An 18,073-nucleotide genomic window follows, 5' to 3' on the forward strand; every position below is an offset into this window, starting at 1 on the left:
ATCAGTGCCTCGACACCTGCAAACGGTTCCACAGGTTGATCATGCCGATCTCGGCCGTCAAGGCACCGATTTGCGCGTCATTGAAGTGCTCACGCAAGTCACCGCGCAGGCTGGCGTAGTCGGTCTTTTCATCGAGTACGGTGAGGGCTTCGGCCCAGGCCAGGGCGGCGCGTTCGGAGGCGCTGAAATCGCTGACGTGACGCCAGACGATCAGGCGGTCCAGCCGCTCGTTGGTTTCATTGGCTTCACGGGCCTCGCGGGTGTGCATCTTCACGCAGAAGCCGCACTGGTTGATCTGCGAGGCACGCAGGTGCAGCAGGTGTTTGAGGGTCGGGGACAGGTCGTGGCTGTCGAGGGTGACATGGACCTGGGTCAGGCTCTCGAACACCTGAGGAATCGATTGCAGCAGGTTGACCGGTTGGGTGTTGGACGACATCGTGTTGCTCCACTGTTTGGGGGATTCAACAGGATGACGATTGAGGATTCGGGTTTGTGACGTGCGCTGTTTTTTTCAGCGCACGTCATGCATTTCAAGCGGCCAATTGACCGTTGGCAATCGCCGCCGACGCCGCCAGCATCGCCCGCAACAACACCGCACACCCGGCCGCCAGATCATCCGGCGCGGCGTTTTCGATTTCGTTGTGGCTGATGCCGCCTTCGCACGGTACGAAGATCATCCCGGCCGGGCCGAGTTCGGCGAGGAAGATTGCGTCGTGCCCTGCTCCGCTGACGATGTCCATGTGCGACAGACCCAGCCCTTGAGCAGCGCCGCGTACCGCTTCCACACAGCCTTTGTCGAAGTACAGCGGTGGGAAATCCGCAGTGGGTGTCAGTTCGAAGGTCAGGCCGTGTTCCTCGCAGGTGGTTTCGATGACTTCACGGACTTCGGCAATCATTGAGTCCAGGCGCGCCGGTTCCAGATGACGGAAGTCCAGGGTCATGCGCACTTCGCCGGGGATGACGTTGCGTGAGCCGGGATAGGCTTGCAGGCAGCCGACGGTGCCGCAGGCGTGAGGTTGATGACCGAGGGCAGCGCGGTTGACCGCGCCGACGATCACCGAAGCGCCAACCAGAGCATCCTTGCGCAGGTGCATCGGCGTCGGGCCGGCGTGGGCTTCGACGCCGCGCAGTTTCAGGTCGAACCATTTCTGGCCGAGGGCGCCCATCACCACGCCGATGGTTTTGCGTTCGTCTTCAAGGATTGGGCCTTGCTCGATATGGGCCTCGAAATAGGCGCCGACAGCATGGCCGCTGACCTTGCGCTCGCCAGCATAGCCAATGGCGTTCAACGCTTCACCGACCGTGACGCCCTCGGCATCGACCTTGGCCAGGGTTTCTTCAAGGGTGAATTTTTCCGCGAATACGCCGGAGCCCATCATGCACGGAGCGAAGCGTGAGCCTTCCTCGTTGGTCCAGACCACCACTTCCAGCGGCGCTTCGGTTTCCACGCCCAGGTCATTGAGGGTGCGCAGCACTTCGACGCCGGCCAGTACGCCGAAGCAACCGTCGAACTTGCCGCCGGTGGGTTGGGTGTCGATGTGGCTGCCGGTCATCACCGGTGGCAGGTTCGGGTTGCGGCCGGGGCGGCGGGCGAAGATGTTGCCGACGGCGTCAATGCTGACGGTGCAACCGGCCTCCTCGCACCAGTTGACGAAAATGTCCCGGGCCTGGCGGTCGAGGTCGGTCAGGGCCAGCCGACAGACGCCGCCCTTGACCGTGGCGCCGAGCTTGGCCAGGTCCATGAGCGACTGCCACAAGCGGTCGCGGTTGATGTGCTGATGGCTGGACTGCAGAACGTCTACGGCAGCGTTCATGATGATCTCCTCAGGCAGTTGTTATAGGTTTCTTCAGGCTATGAATCGGTGAATTTGAGGCCGCCATCGCGAGCAAGCTCGGCTCCCACAAGGGATCTTCAGCGTTCACAAAACCCTGTGGGAGCCGAGCTTGCTCGCGATGAGGCCATCAATCACACCGCAGATTTCGCGATTGATGGGCTGGGACGCATCGAACACAACCCGTAATAAATCAGCCCGCCCAGTGCCGAGCCGGTGAACCAGCCATAGTCGTAGAACCAGCTGAATGCATTGCTACCGAGCGACAGCAGCGTCAGCGCCACCGGCACACCGAACGCGATAAACCCGAACCAGTTCCACGCCGGGTAAACGTCATCGCGATAGAGGCCGGCCAGGTCCAGTTGCTGTTTCTTGATCAGGAAATAGTCCACCACCATGATCCCGGCGATCGGGCCCAACAGGCTCGAATAGCCCAGCAACCAGTTGGAATACACCGTCTCCAGGCTCAAATCCGAGACGATCAACCCAAGCTTCTTCAACAGCTCATGGGCCATCAGCGCCAAGCCGACCAGGCCGGTGAGCATTACCGCTTTGGTGCGGTTGATGAACTTGGGCGCGACGTTCTGGAAATCGTTGGTCGGCGACACGATGTTGGCCGCGGTGTTGGTCGACAGCGTGGCGATGATGATCAGCGCCATGGCCAGTGCGACCCAGACCGGGCTCTGGATATGGCCGATCAAGGTGACCGGATCAGAGACGGTGACGCCCACCAGTTTTACCGAGGCGGCGGTCATCACCACGCCGAGCGAGGCGAACAGAAACATGGTCAGGGGCAAGCCGATAATCTGCCCGACGATCTGATCCTTCTGGCTTTTCGCATAGCGGCTGAAATCCGGAATGTTCAGGGACAACGTGGCCCAGAACCCGACCATGGCGGTCAGCCCGGCGGCAAAGTAACTGACCACGCTCGCGCCTTCTGGACGTTTGGCCGGGATCGCCAGCAACTCGGTCATCGACACGTTCGGCATCGCCCATACCAGCAACCCCACGCCCACCAGCACCAACAACGGTGCAGAGAGGGTTTCGAGCCATTTGATCGAGTCCGCGCCGCGAATCACCACCCACAGGTTCAAGGCCCAGAACACCATGAACCCGATCACTTCACCGGTACCGCCGAGGGATTTCCAACCGTCGAACACCGAGCCGAGAAACAGGTGAATGGCCAGCCCGCCGAACATCGTTTGAATGCCGAACCAGCCACACGCCACCAGCGCCCGGATCAGGCACGGAATGTTGGAGCCGAGGACGCCAAAGGACGAACGCAACAACACCGGAAACGGAATGCCGTACTTGGTGCCGGGGAAGGCGTTCAGGGTCAACGGGATCAGTACGATGATGTTGGCGAACAGAATCGCCAGCAGCGCTTCGCCGACGCTCAGGCCGAAATACGCGGTGAGCACGCCGCCGAGGGTGTAGGTCGGCACACAGACCGCCATGCCGATCCACAATGCGGTGATGTGCCATTTGTTCCAGGTTCGTTCGCGCACCTTGGTCGGTGCCATGTCGTGGTTGTAACGGGGGCTGTCGAGGACGTCACTGCCGGCTTCGAGCTCAAACAAGCCGTCGCGTTCGGTCACTTGCGATCTGATCTGTTGCATGGCCGCTCCACTGTTCTTTTGATTATTGTTGCTCATCAGGGGCTGGTGGCTTCAATTAACGTGCCGATTACCCCGTTTGCGCATCGGGCAGTTCCATAAAAACTTTGTAACCAACTGATGTTTATCAGTTTTATTTACATAGCCGATGAGTCACCGGTTACTTGCTTGTTCACTCAGGCCAAATGCCAGGCAAGTTGTCCGAACCGTCAGGACTCAATCTGGTGCATATCACTTTTTTTCAACGTCGCGCATCAACCATAGACCATCCTCAACCGGCTGATTTCACATAAGAAATCTCGTCTATTTTTAGAACCTGTCAAGTGCGTCAAAATGGTGAGAGGCCTCACCATTTTGGTGATTTACGTATTTAATCGTTATTTATCAACACGTTAAAACAGATATAAGCTTATAAAAAATATTCTTGCTCAATCCTCAAACTCAGACTAGCGTTTATTCCTGACAGCGCTGACAGGAATACACCTGTTTGCGTCGGCTTCATATAAAACATTTAGAACCGGCACAAGTCGGTCATTGCCTGCGAGGAACTCGGAATGTCTCTGTTGATCCGTGGCGCCACCGTTATTACCCATGATGAAAGTTATCGCACCGACGTCTATTGCGCCGACGGCGTGATCAAAGCCATCGGCGAAAATCTTGATGTTCCGGCGGGTGCCGAAGTGCTCGACGGCAGCGGCCAGTACCTGATGCCCGGCGGCATCGATCCGCACACGCACATGCAACTGCCCTTCATGGGCACGGTGGCCAGTGAAGACTTCTTCAGCGGTACTGCGGCGGGACTTGCCGGTGGCACGACGTCGATCATCGACTTTGTGATTCCCAATCCGCAGCAATCCTTGATGGAAGCCTTTCATCAGTGGCGCGGCTGGGCCGAGAAATCGGCGTCGGATTACGGTTTCCATGTCGCGATCACCTGGTGGAGCGAACAGGTGCGCGAGGAAATGGCCGAGCTGGTCAGCCAGCACGGGGTCAACAGCTTCAAGCACTTCATGGCCTACAAGAACGCGATCATGGCCGCCGACGACACGCTGGTGGCGAGTTTCGAGCGCTGCCTGGAATTGGGCGCGGTGCCGACCGTGCATGCGGAGAACGGTGAGCTGGTCTATCACCTGCAACGCAAGTTGATGGCCCAAGGCATGACCGGCCCTGAAGCGCATCCGTTGTCGCGCCCTTCGCAGGTGGAAGGTGAAGCGGCCAGTCGGGCGATCCGCATCGCCGAAACCCTGGGCACGCCGCTGTACCTGGTGCACGTCTCGACCAAGGAAGCCCTCGACGAAATCACCTACGCCCGCAGCAAGGGCCAACAAGTCTACGGCGAAGTCCTGGCCGGGCATTTGCTGCTGGACGACAGCGTTTATCAACACCCGGACTGGCAGACCGCCGCCGGTTACGTGATGAGCCCGCCCTTCCGTCCGCGCGGCCATCAAGAGGCGCTTTGGCACGGCCTGCAATCGGGCAACCTGCACACCACCGCCACCGACCACTGCTGCTTCTGCGCCGAGCAAAAAGCCGCCGGCCGTGACGATTTCAGCAAAATCCCCAATGGCACGGCCGGTATCGAAGACCGCATGGCGGTGCTCTGGGATGAAGGGGTGAACACCGGGCGTTTGTCGATGCAGCACTTCGTGGCGCTCACCTCCACCAACACCGCGAAGATTTTCAACCTCTACCCGCGCAAAGGCGCGATTCGCGTCGGTGCGGACGCGGATCTGGTGCTGTGGGATCCGGAAGGTACGCGGACGATTTCGGCGAAGACTCACCATCAGCAAGTGGACTTCAACATCTTCGAAGGCAAGACCGTACGCGGTGTTCCGAGTCATACCGTCAGCCAGGGCCGGGTGGTGTGGGCCGATGGTGATTTGCGGGCCGAGCGTGGTGCCGGGCGGTATGTCGAACGGCCGGCGTATCCGGCGGTGTTTGATTTGCTGAGTAAGCGGGCTGAGTTGAACAGGCCGACAGCTGTGAAACGCTGAGATCGAGGCCTTCGGCCATCGCGAGCAGGCTCGCTCCCACAGGGGAATGCATTCCAAATGTGGGAGCGAGCTTGCTCGCGATAGGGCCAGTCCAGACAACAAAAAAATCCAATGCCCGATAGAGGCATCACCTCAAATAACCGTGAGGCCAACACCGTGATCAAGACTCTGAACCACCTCCCGCATCCGCACGAGAATGCGGCCGCCCTCGCCGGCCATTTCACCGATCTGGCGCCGCCACTCAACGACCGTCAGGCCCATCTGGAAGCCTCGCGTTGCCTGTACTGCTACGACGCGCCCTGCGTGAATGCCTGTCCGAGCGAGATCGACATTCCGTCGTTCATCCGCAATATCCATCAGGAAAACGTTCAGGGTGCCGCGCAGAAAATCCTCTCGGCGAACATCCTCGGTGGCAGTTGCGCTCGGGTGTGTCCGACGGAAGTGCTTTGCCAGCAAGCCTGCGTGCGCAACAACGACCATGAATGCGCACCGGTGCTGATCGGCCTGTTGCAGCGTTACGCCGTCGACAACGCACACTTCAGCGAACACCCCTTCACGCGTGCTGCATCAACCGGCAAGCGCATCGCCGTGGTCGGCGCCGGTCCAGCCGGTTTGTCCTGCGCTCACCGCAGTGCCATGCACGGTCATGACGTGGTGATTTTCGAGGCTCGGGAAAAGGCTGGCGGCCTCAACGAATACGGGATCGCCAAGTACAAACTGGTGGACGACTACGCGCAGAAGGAGCTTGAATTCCTATTGGAAATCGGCGGGATCGAAATCCGCCACGGGCAGAAACTCGGCGAAAACCTGACCTTAAGCGAGCTGCATCAGCAGTTCGACGCGGTGTTCCTTGGGCTCGGACTGGCCGCCAGCAAACAGCTGGGGCTTGCTCATGAAGATGCGCCCGGTCTGCTGGCCGCCACCGATTACATCCGCGAACTGCGTCAGGCCGATGACCTGACCCAACTCCCCCTCGCTGACCGTTGTATCGTTTTGGGCGCCGGCAACACCGCCATCGACATGGCCGTGCAAATGGCTCGCCTCGGGGCACGCGACGTCAACCTGGTGTACCGCCGCGGTGTCGAGGAAATGGGCGCCACCGACCACGAACAGGACATCGCCAAAGCCAATCAAGTGCGTTTGCTGACGTGGGCACAACCCGAAGAAGTCCTGTTGGATGCTCAAGGCCAAGTACGCGGCATGCGCTTCGCGCGGACCTGGTTAGTCGAAGGTCGCCTGCAAACCACTGGCGAAACCTTCGAACTGGCCGCTGACGCGATCTTCAAAGCCATCGGCCAGGCCTTTGATGGCAGCGCCCTCGCCGATCCGCTGGCCCGTGAACTCAAGCGCCAGGGCGAGCGGATTCAAGTGGACGAAAACCTGCGCACCAGCATCCCCGGCGTGTACGCCGGCGGCGACTGCACCAGTCTCGATCAGGACCTCACCGTGCAGGCCGTGCAGCACGGCAAACGGGCCGCCGAGGCCATCAACGCCCAACTCATGCTCAACGTGGAGGCTGCGTAAATGGCCGATCTCTCGATTGTCTTCGCCGGTATCAAAGCCCCTAACCCGTTCTGGCTGGCCTCCGCGCCACCGACCGACAAGGCCTACAACGTGGTCCGTGCCTTCGAGGCCGGCTGGGGTGGCGTGGTCTGGAAAACCCTGGGCGAGGACCCGGCGGCGGTCAACGTGTCATCGCGCTACTCGGCGCACTTCGGGGCCAACCGTGAAGTGGTGGGCTTCAACAACATCGAACTGATCACCGATCGTTCGCTGGAGATCAACCTGCGGGAAATCACTCAGGTCAAAAAAGACTGGCCGGACCGCGCGTTGATCGTGTCGCTGATGGTGCCCTGCGTCGAAGAATCCTGGAAATTCATCCTGCCGCTGGTGGAAGCCACCGGCGCCGACGGCATCGAGCTGAACTTCGGTTGCCCGCACGGGATGCCGGAGCGCGGCATGGGCGCGGCGGTCGGCCAGGTGCCGGAATACGTCGAACAGGTCACCCGTTGGTGCAAGACGTACTGCTCGCTGCCGGTGATCGTCAAGCTCACACCGAACATCACCGACATTCGCGTCGCCGCCCGCGCGGCCCATCGCGGCGGTGCGGATGCGGTGTCGCTGATCAACACGATCAACTCGATCACCAGCGTCAACCTGGAGCGCATGGTCGCCAATCCCGCCGTGGGTAGCCAAAGCACTCATGGTGGTTATTGCGGTTCGGCGGTGAAGCCGATTGCACTGAACATGGTCGCCGAAATCGCCCGTGATCCACAGACGCAAGGCCTGCCGATCTCGGGCATTGGCGGCATTAGCAGCTGGCGCGACGCGGCAGAGTTTATTGCGCTGGGCAGCGGCTCGGTGCAGGTGTGTACGGCAGCGATGCTGCATGGCTTCCGGATTGTCGAGGAGATGAAAGACGGTTTATCGCGCTGGATGGACAGTCAGGGCTACGCCAGCGTGTCAGAGTTTTCCGGGCGTGCGGTGAGCAACACCACGGACTGGAAGTACCTGGACATCAACTATCAGGTGATTGCCAAGATTGATCAGGAGGCCTGCATTGGTTGCGGTCGTTGCCACATTGCTTGCGAAGACACTTCGCACCAGGCGATTGCCAGCCTTAAGCAGGCGGACGGGACGCACAAATATGAAGTGATTGATGATGAGTGCGTGGGGTGCAATCTGTGTCAGATCACGTGCCCGGTGCAGGATTGTATCGAGATGGTGCCGATGGATACGGGCAAACCGTTTCTGGATTGGAATCATGATCCGCGCAACCCGTATCACGTGGCAGGCTGAACGGACGCCATCGCGAGCAAGCTCGCTCCCACATTGGATCTTCAGTGTTCAATAGATCCCTGTGGGAGCGAGCTTGCTCGCGATGAGGCCAGCAGCAACACCGCAAATCTTAAGCCTCAAGGCTCCAACCCGATCCCCCGCAAGATCACACTCGTCACCGTCTGCACCGCCCGCTCGAACTGCATGTCCGACAACGGCTGATGGTCATTCAGAATATTCACCTGATGATCAAAGTCGGCGTAATGCTGGGTCGACGCCCAGATCATGTACAGCAGGCTCGAAGGTTCCACCGGCAGGATGCGTTTGTCGTCCACCCACTGGCGAATTTTCGCTTCTTTCATCTTGGCCCAGTCGTACAGGCTCACGTCCAGCTTCTCACCCAGGGTCGGTGCGCCGTGGATGATTTCGTTGGCCCAGACTTTGGAGCCGTACGGCCGGCTGCGGGAGTGGTTCATCTTGGCGCGGATGTAGCTGCTGAGCACCACGCGCGGGTCGTCGAACATCTCGAAGCACAGGGCGTCCTGTTTCCACACTTCCAGCAAACCCAACAGCACCGCGCTGTACAGCTCACTCTTGGTGCTGAAGTAGTAATGCAGGTTGGAGCGCGGCAGTTGCACTTCGGCGGCGATGTCGGCCATGGCGGTGCCGCCGAAACCTTTTTCGGCGAAAACCTTTTCGGCCCCCAACAGAATTTTCTCGACGTTACTGCGACGAATCTCGATCTTGTGATTGCCCATGAGGGCTCCCTGACAACAGCGTTGATCAAGACTAGCATCCGCTCTATCTCGCGGCGACAAGGGAAAACGAAACTTCGTACAGCCAGCGTCTCGCAGGTAAACTAACCGCCTCTTCGAATCCGCCTCAGAGGTATTCCACGATGCTGCTCAAGAAAACCCTGACCACCGTCGCCCTTCTCGGCTCGTTGTTCGCCGCTTCATCAGTGTTTGCCCACGCCCATCTGAAAAGCCAGACCCCGGCCGCCGACAGCACGGTGAGCGCGCCGTCGGAACTGCGCCTGGTGTTTTCCGAAGGCGTTGAAGCGACCTTTTCCAAAGTCACGATCAGCAAAGATGGCAGCGACGTTCCGGTGAAAAGCCTCGCCACCGAAGGCAGTGACAAGAAAACCCTGATCGTCACCCCGGCCGCACCGTTGGCAGCGGGTGCGTACAAAGTCGAATGGCACGCGGTGTCGGTCGATACCCACAAAAGCGAAGGCGCCTATAGCTTCAAGGTTGGCCAGTAATTCATGACGAGCGCGATGGTGCTGTGCCGCTTTCTGCATTTCACTGTCGTGCTGATGCTATTCGGGGGCTGGGTCTTCAGGCCTCTGCTGGTCAATGGCGACGCTGGAAATCTGGATCAGCGACTGATTAAGACAAGCCGCTGGCTGGCGGCGGTGGCGTTGGTCACTGGCGTTAGCTGGTTGCTGCTGATCACCGCCAGCATGGCCGGTTCGTGGGACGCGGCATTCGATCCGTCGACCCTGCGACTGGTGCTGGGCAATACATTTTTCGGCCAGGTCTGGCGCTGGCACTTGCTGCTCAATGCGTTGTTGGTCGCGCTGCTGATGACGCCCTTGCGTGCAAACCTACCCCTGCGAATCGGCCTCGCCAGCCTGCTGCTGGCCACCCTCGCCCCGGTCGGCCACGGTGCCATGCTCGACGGCCTCAACGGCCAATTGCTGATCCTCAATCAAATCATTCACCTGACCTGCGTCGGCGCCTGGCTCGGCGGCTTGATGTTGTTGGTGATGATCCTGCGGCAGCCGGCAGAGCATTCAATCAAAGCGACCTTGCAACGCTTCAGCGGCATTGGTTACGTATTGGTGGCCGGGTTGGTGATGACCGGTTTGATCAACGTTCGCGTACTGACCGGGCAATTCTGGCCGACGCCGTTGCTGTCCGGGTTTGCGCTGATTCTGTTGATCAAGGTTGTGCTGGTCGCCGCGATGCTGGGATTGGCGTTGTTCAATCGGCTGCGGATCAACGATTGCGAGCAGCATCCGACTGCTCTGAAAAGCAGCGTCATCTTCGAATGGTTGCTGGGGATGGGAGCGGTGGCTGCCGTTTCTTTACTCGGCACGATGCCGCCGATGATCGTAAGCTAAAACACAAATCCCTGTGGGAGTGAGCCTGCTCGCGATGACGGTAGAACAGACACCACTGTAGTGAATGTCAGACCGCTATCGCGAGCAGGCTCACTCCCACAGAGGTTCTTCGACATACCATAAAACCGCACCAAGTCATCGTACAACTTCTGATTGACATTCCCCGTAACACTTGCAAATAATCCGCCCCGATGTTGTACGACGACGTATAACAAAAAATAAAAACAACAAGAAACACGGGAGCGTCACTGTGAGCAAGCTCGTCCGCAATTCCTCCGTCTGCACCCCTCGCCCATCTTTCGCACGCCGTCACACCCTGAGCCTGATCGGTTGCAGCAGCCTGGCCCTCGCCTTGCCCATGACCAGTCATGCCGAAGGTTTCGTCGATGACGCCAAAGCCACGCTGAACCTGCGCAACTTCTACATCAACCGCAACTTCACGAATCCGGCCTACCCGCAGGGCAAGGCTGAAGAGTGGACCCAAAGCTTCATCCTCGATGCCAAATCCGGATTCACCCAGGGCCCCGTCGGTTTCGGCATGGATGTGCTGGGCCTGTACTCGGAAAAACTCGACGGCGGCAAAGGCACGGGCGGCACCTCGTTGCTGCCGATTCATGACGACGGCCGCCCGGCCGACAATTTCGGGCGCCTGGGTGTGGCGCTGAAAGGTAAAGTCTCGAAAACCGAATTGAAGGTCGGCGAATGGATGCCGGTGTTGCCGATCCTGCGCTCCGACGACGGCCGCTCCCTGCCGCAAACCTTCCGCGGTGGTCAGGTGACGTCCACCGAGATCAGTGGCCTGACGCTCTACGGCGGCCAGTTCCGCGCCAACAGTCCGCGCAACGATGCGAGCATGGAAGACATGTTCATGAACGGCAAATCAGCGGCCTTCACCTCGGACCGTTTCAATTTTGGCGGCGGTGAATATGCGTTCAACGAAAAGCGCACCCAGGTCGGCGTCTGGTACGCACAGCTCAGCGACATTTATCAGCAGCAGTATTTCAACCTGAGCCACAGCCAGCCCATCGGCGACTGGACCCTCGGCGCCAACCTTGGCTACTTCATCGGCAAGGAAGACGGCAGCGCCCTGGCGGGCGACCTCGACAACAAAACCGCGTTCGCCATGCTCTCGGCCAAATACGGCGGCAACACCTTCTTTGTCGGCCTGCAAAAACTGACCGGCGACGATGTCTGGATGCGGGTCAACGGCACCAGCGGCGGCACCCTGGCCAACGACAGCTACAACTCCAGCTACGACAACGCCAAGGAAAGATCCTGGCAGCTGCGCCACGACTACAATTTTGTGGCGCTCGGCATTCCCGGCCTGACGATGATGAACCGCTACATCAGCGGCGATAACGTGCACACAGGCACCATCACCGACGGCAAGGAATGGGGCCGCGAATCAGAACTGGCTTACACCGTACAGAGCGGCGCGCTGAAGAACCTCAACGTCAAATGGCGTAACGCGTCGATCCGCAAGGACTTCAGCACCAATGAATTCGACGAAAACCGCCTTATCATCAACTACCCGCTTTCGTTGCTGTAAGCCGAGGGGCCGGGGGGATCAACACGAGCCCTGTGGGAGCGAGCTTGCTCGCGATGGTGGCGTTACATTCAACATCAAGGTATTTGACATAAAGCCATCGCGAGCAAGCTCGCTCCCACAAAGTGCTTCGTGTTGTCAGCGGATGCGGGGATGACCCTCCGTCAATTTCAACCGATGACGCGTTGACAACGACCTGAGACCCTAACGATACTTCGACCCAGTCGTACGACAACCTACAACAAATTCAATAACAATGACTGCTTGTTCAGGGACTTCCATGACCATCACAACTAACGCCCGCGCTCCTTTCAATCGTCTCCTCCTGACCGGTGCCGCCGGTGGCCTCGGCAAAGTCCTGCGCGAACGCCTGCGGCCCTACGCCAATGTGATTCGTCTGTCGGACATCGCCGACATCGCCCCGGCCATCGATGACCGTGAAGAAGTCGTGCCCTGCGACCTGGCAGACAAGCAAGCAGTCCATCAGCTGGTTGAAGGCGTAGACGCGATCCTGCACTTTGGTGGCGTATCGACGGAGCACTCGTTCGAAGACATCCTCGGCGCCAACATCTGCGGCGTGTTCCACATCTATGAAGCCGCTCGCCGCCATGGCGTGAAGCGGGTTATTTTCGCCAGTTCCAACCACGTGATCGGCTTCTATAAGCAGGATGAAGTCATCGACGCCCACTCCCCTCGCCGCCCGGACAGCTACTACGGCTTGTCCAAGTCCTACGGCGAAGACATGGCCAGTTTCTACTTCGACCGCTACGGCATCGAGACCGTCAGCGTGCGCATCGGCTCCTCCTTCGCGGAACCGCTGAACCGCCGAATGATGAGCACCTGGTTGAGCTTCGGCGACCTGACTCAATTGCTCGAGTGCGCGCTGTACGCCCCCAATGTCGGTCACACCGTGGTCTACGGCATGTCCGACAACAAGAACGTCTGGTGGGACAACCGTTTTGCCACCTGCCTGGGTTATGAACCTCAGGACAGCTCCGAAGTGTTCCGCGAAAAAGTCGAAGCCCAACCGATGCCGGCCGCTGATGACCCGGCACGGGTCTACCAGGGGGGAGCGTTTGTCGCGTCCGGCCCGTTCGGCGACTGAACCCGCGCACATCACTTGATCCCAACAACAAAAACCCGAGGGGATGAGTTGTCATGCATGCCGAATTGATTGTCGATGCCCGTAACGCAGTCGGTGAATGCCCGGTCTGGGTCCCCGAGGAAAACGCCCTGTATTGGGTGGATATTCCTGCCGGCGGACTTCAGCGCTGGAGCGCCGAAACCGGCCATGTCCATGCCTGGAAAGCGCCGGAGATGCTCGCCTGCATTGCACGTCACAGCAACGGCGGCTGGGTTGCCGGGATGGAAAGCGGGTTCTTTCATCTGCACCCGCATAACGATGGCAGCCTCGACAGCAACCTCCTGGCTCCGGTCGAACACGCCCGCACAGATATGCGCCTGAACGATGGTCGCTGCGATCGTCAGGGGCGCTTCTGGGCCGGCAGCATGGTGCTGAACATGGGCGCCAACGCTGCCGACGGCACGCTTTACCGCTACAGCGCCGGGCAACGCGGGCCGCTCGAAGCGCAACTCAGCGGGTTTATCGTGCCCAACGGCCTGGGTTTCAGCCCGGACGGGCGAACGATGTACCTGTCTGACTCTCATCCTCTGGTCCAGCAAATCTGGGCCTTTGATTACGACATCGACAGCGGCACGCCGTCCAACCGCCGGCTGTTTGTCGACATGCATCAATTCCCTGGTCGTCCCGATGGCGCAGCGGTCGATGCCGAAGGCTGCTACTGGATTTGCGCCAATGACGCCGGGCTGATTCACCGTTTCACGCCCGACGGCCGACTGGACCGTTCCCTCGCCGTGCCGGTGAAAAAACCGAGCATGTGCGCCTTCGGCGGCAGTCGCCTGGACACCCTGTTCGTGACCTCGATCCGCCCCGGTGACGACCATGACGAACAGTCACTGGCCGGCGGTGTGTTCGCCCTCAATCCCGGGGTGAAAGGTTTGCCGGAGCCGTTGTTCCAGGGATGAACCAGGTCCCCATGTAGCAGCTGCCGAAGGCTGCGTTCGGTTCGGGCCGCGTTCGGACGCAGCAGTCGTCAATCCGGTGAATGCGGTTTCCTGATACACCGCGCAGTAAGGTTTTACGACTGCTTCGCAGCCGAACGCAGGCTTCGCCAGCTGCTACAAGGCTCAGCGGTGTTCTCACATCAGAGCTCAATTGAAATGACGCCAGCGTTGCTTAACCTCGAAGACGAATTCACCCATCTCACCCTCGCCCCGCAACTCGGTGGCAGCATCGTCAACTGGAGCGTGCGCGGCACGGGTCTGCCGCTGTTGCGCCACAGCGATGCTCACGCGCTGAATACCGGCCTGCCCGGCAAGCTCGGCTGCTTTCCCTTGGCGCCGTGGTCGAACCGAATTTCCGAAGGCGGCTTTGAATGCCCCGAGGGCTGGCTGGCACTGACACCCAACAGCCTCACCGATCCAATGCCGATTCACGGCAGCGCCTGGCAGCAACCGTGGCAGGTGGTTTCGCAGACGCGCGATGAAATCGTCCTGCAACTCGACAGCACCACGCCCTTCGCCTATCGCGCCCGGCAACGATTCCATTTGAGCGACGGCAAGCTGAGCCTTGATCTCAAGGTCACCCATCTGGCCGAAAGCCCTGCCTGGCATGGGCTCGGTTTGCATCCTTACTTCCCGCGTACCACGGGCACCCAGTTGCAGGCGCAATCCCGGCACGTCTGGTTGTGTGACGGGACCAAACTGCCGACGCACCTCAGTGCGTTGCCAGCCGAATGGGATTTCCGGTCACTCAAGGGGTTGCCCGAGACATTGGTCGACAACGGTTTCTGCGAATGGGACGGCCACTGCCTGATCCGCCAGCCAGCGTTGGGCTATGAGCTGGAATGCCGCGCCACCGGCAGCGATTACTTCCTGCTCTACTGCCCGGTGGGCCTGGATTTTTTCTGTATCGAACCGGTGAGCCACCCGGTCAACGCGCATCACCTGCCCGGTCGTCCGGGGTTGCGATTGCTGGCGCAAGGCGAGTCAGCCGAGCTCGGTTTCAGCCTGCACTATCGCTACCCCAGCAACTGACTGAGCACCGCGCGCAACTTGCCAGGTTTCACTGGTTTGTTCAGCAGCGGTGCGTCGAGTCTCTGCAATGAGCGCCGACATTGATCCGTGCGGTCGGCAGTGATGATGACCGCCGGAATCGCCTGGTGGTAATGCTCGCGCAAATGCCTGACCACATCACAGCCCACCACCCCGTGATCGAGGTGGTAATCCGCCAGAATCAGTTCTGGCGGTCGCCCCTGCAAGGCGGCCAGTGCGGAAAACTCATCAGTGGCCGTCACCACTTCGCAGCCCCACTGCCCGAGCAGCGCGCTCATGCTTTCGAGGATGCTCACTTCGTTGTCCAGCACCAGCAAACGCCGGCCCGGCAACGGATTGCCCGCTCCTGGCTGTGGTGCCGCCAGGCTGATCGGCAGCGGAATCTCATGGGAAATTGGCACATCGATGCTGAACATCGAACCGCGCCCCGGCAACGAATGAACCCCGACTTTATAGCCGAGGATCTTGGCGATCCGTTCAACGATGGCCAGCCCCAGGCCCACACCCTTGCGGTCGGCGGCGCGTCCGACATCCAGTTGGTTGAACTCGAGAAAGATCGAATCCAGTCGGTCCGCCGCGATCCCGCGCCCGGTGTCCCAGACTTCCAGGCGCAGCATTTCGCCCCGGCGTCTGGCACCCAGCAGGATGCTGCCCTCGTCGGTGTAGCGGCAGGCGTTGCTGAGGAAGTTGCGCAGGATCCGCGTCATCAGGCGCAAGTCGGTGCTGATGGCGTAATCGCCCATGTGCACCCGCAGGTTCAACCCTTCAGCTTGGGCCACTGACTGGAACTCCGACACCAGCGGCGCGAGCAATTCATCGAGGCGGTACAGCGCAATGTCCGGTTTGACCGCCGCCTGATCGAGCCGGGAAATATCCAGCAAATCGGTGAGCAAATCTTCCGCCCCTTCCAGCGCCTGGTGCGTACGCTCCACCAGCACTTGCTCGACGTCAGGCAGCTTGCGCTCGCGCAAGGTGGAGATCAGCAAACGCGCGGCGTTGAGCGGTTGCAACAGGTCATGACTGGCGGCGGCGAGGTACTTGTCCTTGCTGCGATTGGCGGCCTCAGCGGCGTCCCGGGCATCGCGCAAGGCTTCGGCAATCTGTTTACGCTGGGTGATCTGCTGTTGCAGGTTGCGGTTGGCTTCCAGCAACTCGTCGGTGCGCGCGGTGACGCGCTGCTCCAGTTCGTCGTTGAGTTGCTGCAGGCGTTGCTGGGCGAGTTTGCGTTCGGTGATGTCGGCGACAAACCCCTCCACCAGCCCTTCCTGATCGGGCTTGAGCAACAGGTTCATCAGCACGTCGAGGCTGCTGCCATCCTTGCGTCGCAATTGAGTTTCATAGCCATGCAGGCTGCCCTGGTGCCTGAGGATTTCGCCGATATTTTCCAGTTCCTGTGCACCACCGACAAACAGGTTGCTCGCCAGATCGGCCAGGGAAAACAGCACTTCCTGGGGATTGTCGTAGCCGAGCATCCGCGCCAGTCCCGGATTGGCGGCGCGCATGCCTTCCAGGAGGCTGGCCTGAAAGATGCCGTGGACCGCGTTCTCAAACAGCCATTTATAGCGATTGCGCTCGGTTTCCAGCTCGTCGAGGCGCGCGGCCAGTTCCGGGTAATGACTCTTGCGCGCCGAGTGGCTGCCTAATCCCAGTAACCCTGCCAGCGCCCGTTGCTGTTCGTCAGAGGGCTTCGCCATAGACGACCTCGACATCACGCTGACTGGACTCACGCGGGTTGGTCAGGATGCACGGGTCGTGCATGGCATGTTGCGACAGGAACGGAATGTCCGCAGTGCTGACCCCGTGCAGTCCGAGGGTTTCGTGGAAGCCGATCGCGTGTTTCAGAGCGATCAGGTGTTCGACCAGACGCCCGCAAATCTGCCGGTGATTCAAGCCACGGCAATCGATGCCAAAGGTCTCGGCGATCACCTTGAAGCGCTCGGGTGCGGAGCTGTAGTTGAACGCCACCACGTGTTCCACCAGCACCGCGTTGCACAGCCCATGAGGCAAGTCGAGAAAGCCACCGAGGCTGTGGGACATGGCATGCACCGCGCCGAGGATCGCGTTGGAGAACGCCAGCCCGGCCTGCATGCTGCCGAGCATGATTTTCTCGCGCAGGGCAATGTCGTTGGGGTTAGCGATCATCTGCACCAGGTTGCCGTTGATCAGGCGCATCGCCTCCAGCGCATGGGGATCGGTCAATGGCCCGTGACCGGTGGAAACAAACGCTTCGATGGCATGCACCAACGCATCGATGCCGGTACAGGCCGACAGGAACGGGTCCATGCTCAACGTGGTTTCCGGGTCGATCAACGACACGTCCGGGACCACCGCCTTACTGACGATGGAAAACTTCATGCGTTCTTGCTGGTTGGAGATGATCACGAATTGCGAGACATCGGCCGAGGTCCCGGCGGTGGTCGGAATCAGGATCAGCGGTGGGCTGGGGACACGGATGGTGTCCACGCCTTCGAATTCAAGGATGCTGCGTCCATGGGCAACGACAATGCCGATGCCTTTACCGCAATCCATCGGGCTGCCGCCACCGACGGCCACGATCACATCGCAATGGTTTTCCCGGTACAGATCGGCGCCGAGCATCACTTCTTCGACCCGCGGGTTGGGCGAGACCGCGCTGTACAGGACGTACTCGATACCCTGGGCTTGCAGGCTGGCCTCGACATCGGCAACCCAACCGGCCGCAATCACACCGGGATCGCTGACCAGCAGCACCTTGCGGGCACCAAAGGTTTTGGCGCAATTGCCGACGTTGTGCCGGCAGCCGGCACCAAAGATGATTTCAGGCGAAACGAATTTACGCAGCTGGCTGAGACTCTGGCTCATTGGAAAGCCTGTTTTTATTGTTTTGGAAGGTAACGTCCACACTAAAGCATCCGGCTGTGAATGCAATCAGACCAATGGGTAGCAGGCTGGGGTGTACTCAAATCTTGAATTCACCGGAATACCCCTGTGGGAGCGAGCTTGCTCGCGATGACGGCATTACATTCAACATTGATGTCGACTGACCCACCGCTATCGCGAGCAAG

General features: G+C 59.9%; 15 protein-coding genes. 9 read left to right on the forward strand and 6 right to left on the reverse strand.

What is annotated here, in order from left to right:
- Position 1: 1 nt before the first annotated feature.
- The 3 genes from AC3IUE_RS17535 to AC3IUE_RS17545 all read right to left on the reverse strand — a co-directional run bounded on the left by AC3IUE_RS17535 (position 2) and on the right by AC3IUE_RS17545 (position 3,451).
- Positions 2-436 (reverse strand): carboxymuconolactone decarboxylase family protein, encoded by a 435-nt coding sequence (locus tag AC3IUE_RS17535; RefSeq protein WP_489263097.1) that lies wholly within the window; start codon positions 434-436, stop codon positions 2-4.
- A gap of 94 nt (positions 437-530) precedes the next feature.
- Positions 531-1,814 carry a Zn-dependent hydrolase gene (locus AC3IUE_RS17540; protein WP_489263098.1) on the reverse strand — a complete coding sequence of 428 codons (1,284 nt, stop codon included), beginning with the start codon at positions 1,812-1,814 and terminating at the stop codon, positions 531-533.
- A gap of 152 nt (positions 1,815-1,966) precedes the next feature.
- Positions 1,967-3,451 (reverse strand): NCS1 family nucleobase:cation symporter-1, encoded by a 1,485-nt coding sequence (locus AC3IUE_RS17545; RefSeq protein ID WP_046048889.1) that lies wholly within the window; start codon positions 3,449-3,451, stop codon positions 1,967-1,969.
- 551 nt (positions 3,452-4,002) lie between these two features.
- Between AC3IUE_RS17545 and hydA the strand changes: the two genes are divergently transcribed.
- The 3 genes from hydA to preA all read left to right on the forward strand — a co-directional run bounded on the left by hydA (position 4,003) and on the right by preA (position 8,241).
- Entirely contained in the window at positions 4,003-5,442 is a 1,440-nt protein-coding gene (hydA, locus tag AC3IUE_RS17550; RefSeq protein WP_489263099.1) for a dihydropyrimidinase, read from the forward strand.
- 156 nt (positions 5,443-5,598) lie between these two features.
- Positions 5,599-6,966 (forward strand): NAD(P)-dependent oxidoreductase, encoded by a 1,368-nt coding sequence (locus AC3IUE_RS17555; RefSeq protein WP_489263100.1) that lies wholly within the window; start codon positions 5,599-5,601, stop codon positions 6,964-6,966.
- A complete protein-coding gene (gene preA, locus AC3IUE_RS17560) occupies positions 6,967-8,241 on the forward strand; it encodes an NAD-dependent dihydropyrimidine dehydrogenase subunit PreA (protein ID WP_489263101.1) in 1,275 nt (424 codons plus the stop codon).
- A gap of 116 nt (positions 8,242-8,357) precedes the next feature.
- Here the strand turns inward: preA and AC3IUE_RS17565 are convergent, their stop codons facing one another.
- A complete protein-coding gene (locus AC3IUE_RS17565) occupies positions 8,358-8,978 on the reverse strand; it encodes a TetR/AcrR family transcriptional regulator (protein ID WP_008149783.1) in 621 nt (206 codons plus the stop codon).
- A 140-nt stretch (positions 8,979-9,118) separates the two neighbouring features.
- Between AC3IUE_RS17565 and copC the strand changes: the two genes are divergently transcribed.
- The 6 genes from copC to AC3IUE_RS17595 all read left to right on the forward strand — a co-directional run bounded on the left by copC (position 9,119) and on the right by AC3IUE_RS17595 (position 15,011).
- Complete coding sequence (gene copC / locus AC3IUE_RS17570; RefSeq protein ID WP_489263102.1) at positions 9,119-9,484, forward strand: copper homeostasis periplasmic binding protein CopC; 366 nt, start codon at positions 9,119-9,121, stop codon at positions 9,482-9,484.
- Between the two features lie 3 nt (positions 9,485-9,487).
- A complete protein-coding gene (copD, locus tag AC3IUE_RS17575) occupies positions 9,488-10,348 on the forward strand; it encodes a copper homeostasis membrane protein CopD (protein ID WP_489263103.1) in 861 nt (286 codons plus the stop codon).
- 250 nt (positions 10,349-10,598) lie between these two features.
- Positions 10,599-11,897 (forward strand): OprD family porin, encoded by a 1,299-nt coding sequence (locus AC3IUE_RS17580; protein ID WP_489263104.1) that lies wholly within the window; start codon positions 10,599-10,601, stop codon positions 11,895-11,897.
- Positions 11,898-12,174: 277 nt separating this feature from the next.
- Positions 12,175-12,999 carry an NAD-dependent epimerase/dehydratase family protein gene (locus AC3IUE_RS17585; RefSeq protein WP_489263105.1) on the forward strand — a complete coding sequence of 275 codons (825 nt, stop codon included), beginning with the start codon at positions 12,175-12,177 and terminating at the stop codon, positions 12,997-12,999.
- Between the two features lie 53 nt (positions 13,000-13,052).
- Complete coding sequence (locus tag AC3IUE_RS17590) at positions 13,053-13,940, forward strand: SMP-30/gluconolactonase/LRE family protein (protein ID WP_489263106.1); 888 nt, start codon at positions 13,053-13,055, stop codon at positions 13,938-13,940.
- 195 nt (positions 13,941-14,135) lie between these two features.
- Positions 14,136-15,011: an aldose 1-epimerase gene (locus tag AC3IUE_RS17595; protein ID WP_489263107.1), complete on the forward strand. Its 876-nt coding sequence runs from the start codon at positions 14,136-14,138 to the stop codon at positions 15,009-15,011.
- On the opposite strand, the gene AC3IUE_RS17600 is transcribed toward AC3IUE_RS17595, so the two are convergent.
- Together AC3IUE_RS17600 and ercA are read right to left on the reverse strand one after the other, a co-directional pair.
- Positions 14,996-16,723 carry a hybrid sensor histidine kinase/response regulator gene (locus AC3IUE_RS17600; protein ID WP_489263108.1) on the reverse strand — a complete coding sequence of 576 codons (1,728 nt, stop codon included), beginning with the start codon at positions 16,721-16,723 and terminating at the stop codon, positions 14,996-14,998. The genes AC3IUE_RS17595 and AC3IUE_RS17600 overlap by 16 nt on opposite strands.
- On the reverse strand, positions 16,707-17,870 hold the full coding sequence (ercA, locus tag AC3IUE_RS17605) for an alcohol dehydrogenase-like regulatory protein ErcA (RefSeq protein WP_008149766.1): 1,164 nt from the start codon (positions 17,868-17,870) through the stop codon (positions 16,707-16,709). The genes AC3IUE_RS17600 and ercA overlap by 17 nt, the downstream gene beginning before the upstream one ends.
- Between the last annotated feature and the right edge of the window lie 203 nt (positions 17,871-18,073).

It is taken from the genome of Pseudomonas sp. GL_093 (genome assembly GCF_057837605.1).

What these genes read in the sequence shown, in the direction of transcription:
- AC3IUE_RS17540 (WP_489263098.1), bottom strand. Translation starts at nt 1,814, where the DNA reads ATGAACGCTGCCGTAGACGTTCTGCAGTCCAGCCATCAGCACATCAAC.
- AC3IUE_RS17545 (WP_046048889.1), bottom strand. Translation starts at nt 3,451, where the DNA reads ATGCAACAGATCAGATCGCAAGTGACCGAACGCGACGGCTTGTTTGAG.
- AC3IUE_RS17595 (WP_489263107.1), top strand. Translation starts at nt 14,136, where the DNA reads ATGACGCCAGCGTTGCTTAACCTCGAAGACGAATTCACCCATCTCACC.
- preA (WP_489263101.1), top strand. Translation starts at nt 6,967, where the DNA reads ATGGCCGATCTCTCGATTGTCTTCGCCGGTATCAAAGCCCCTAACCCG.
- AC3IUE_RS17590 (WP_489263106.1), top strand. Translation starts at nt 13,053, where the DNA reads ATGCATGCCGAATTGATTGTCGATGCCCGTAACGCAGTCGGTGAATGC.
- AC3IUE_RS17535 (WP_489263097.1), bottom strand. Translation starts at nt 436, where the DNA reads ATGTCGTCCAACACCCAACCGGTCAACCTGCTGCAATCGATTCCTCAG.
- copD (WP_489263103.1), top strand. Translation starts at nt 9,488, where the DNA reads ATGACGAGCGCGATGGTGCTGTGCCGCTTTCTGCATTTCACTGTCGTG.
- AC3IUE_RS17565 (WP_008149783.1), bottom strand. Translation starts at nt 8,978, where the DNA reads ATGGGCAATCACAAGATCGAGATTCGTCGCAGTAACGTCGAGAAAATT.
- copC (WP_489263102.1), top strand. Translation starts at nt 9,119, where the DNA reads ATGCTGCTCAAGAAAACCCTGACCACCGTCGCCCTTCTCGGCTCGTTG.
- hydA (WP_489263099.1), top strand. Translation starts at nt 4,003, where the DNA reads ATGTCTCTGTTGATCCGTGGCGCCACCGTTATTACCCATGATGAAAGT.
- ercA (WP_008149766.1), bottom strand. Translation starts at nt 17,870, where the DNA reads ATGAGCCAGAGTCTCAGCCAGCTGCGTAAATTCGTTTCGCCTGAAATC.
- AC3IUE_RS17600 (WP_489263108.1), bottom strand. Translation starts at nt 16,723, where the DNA reads ATGGCGAAGCCCTCTGACGAACAGCAACGGGCGCTGGCAGGGTTACTG.
- AC3IUE_RS17585 (WP_489263105.1), top strand. Translation starts at nt 12,175, where the DNA reads ATGACCATCACAACTAACGCCCGCGCTCCTTTCAATCGTCTCCTCCTG.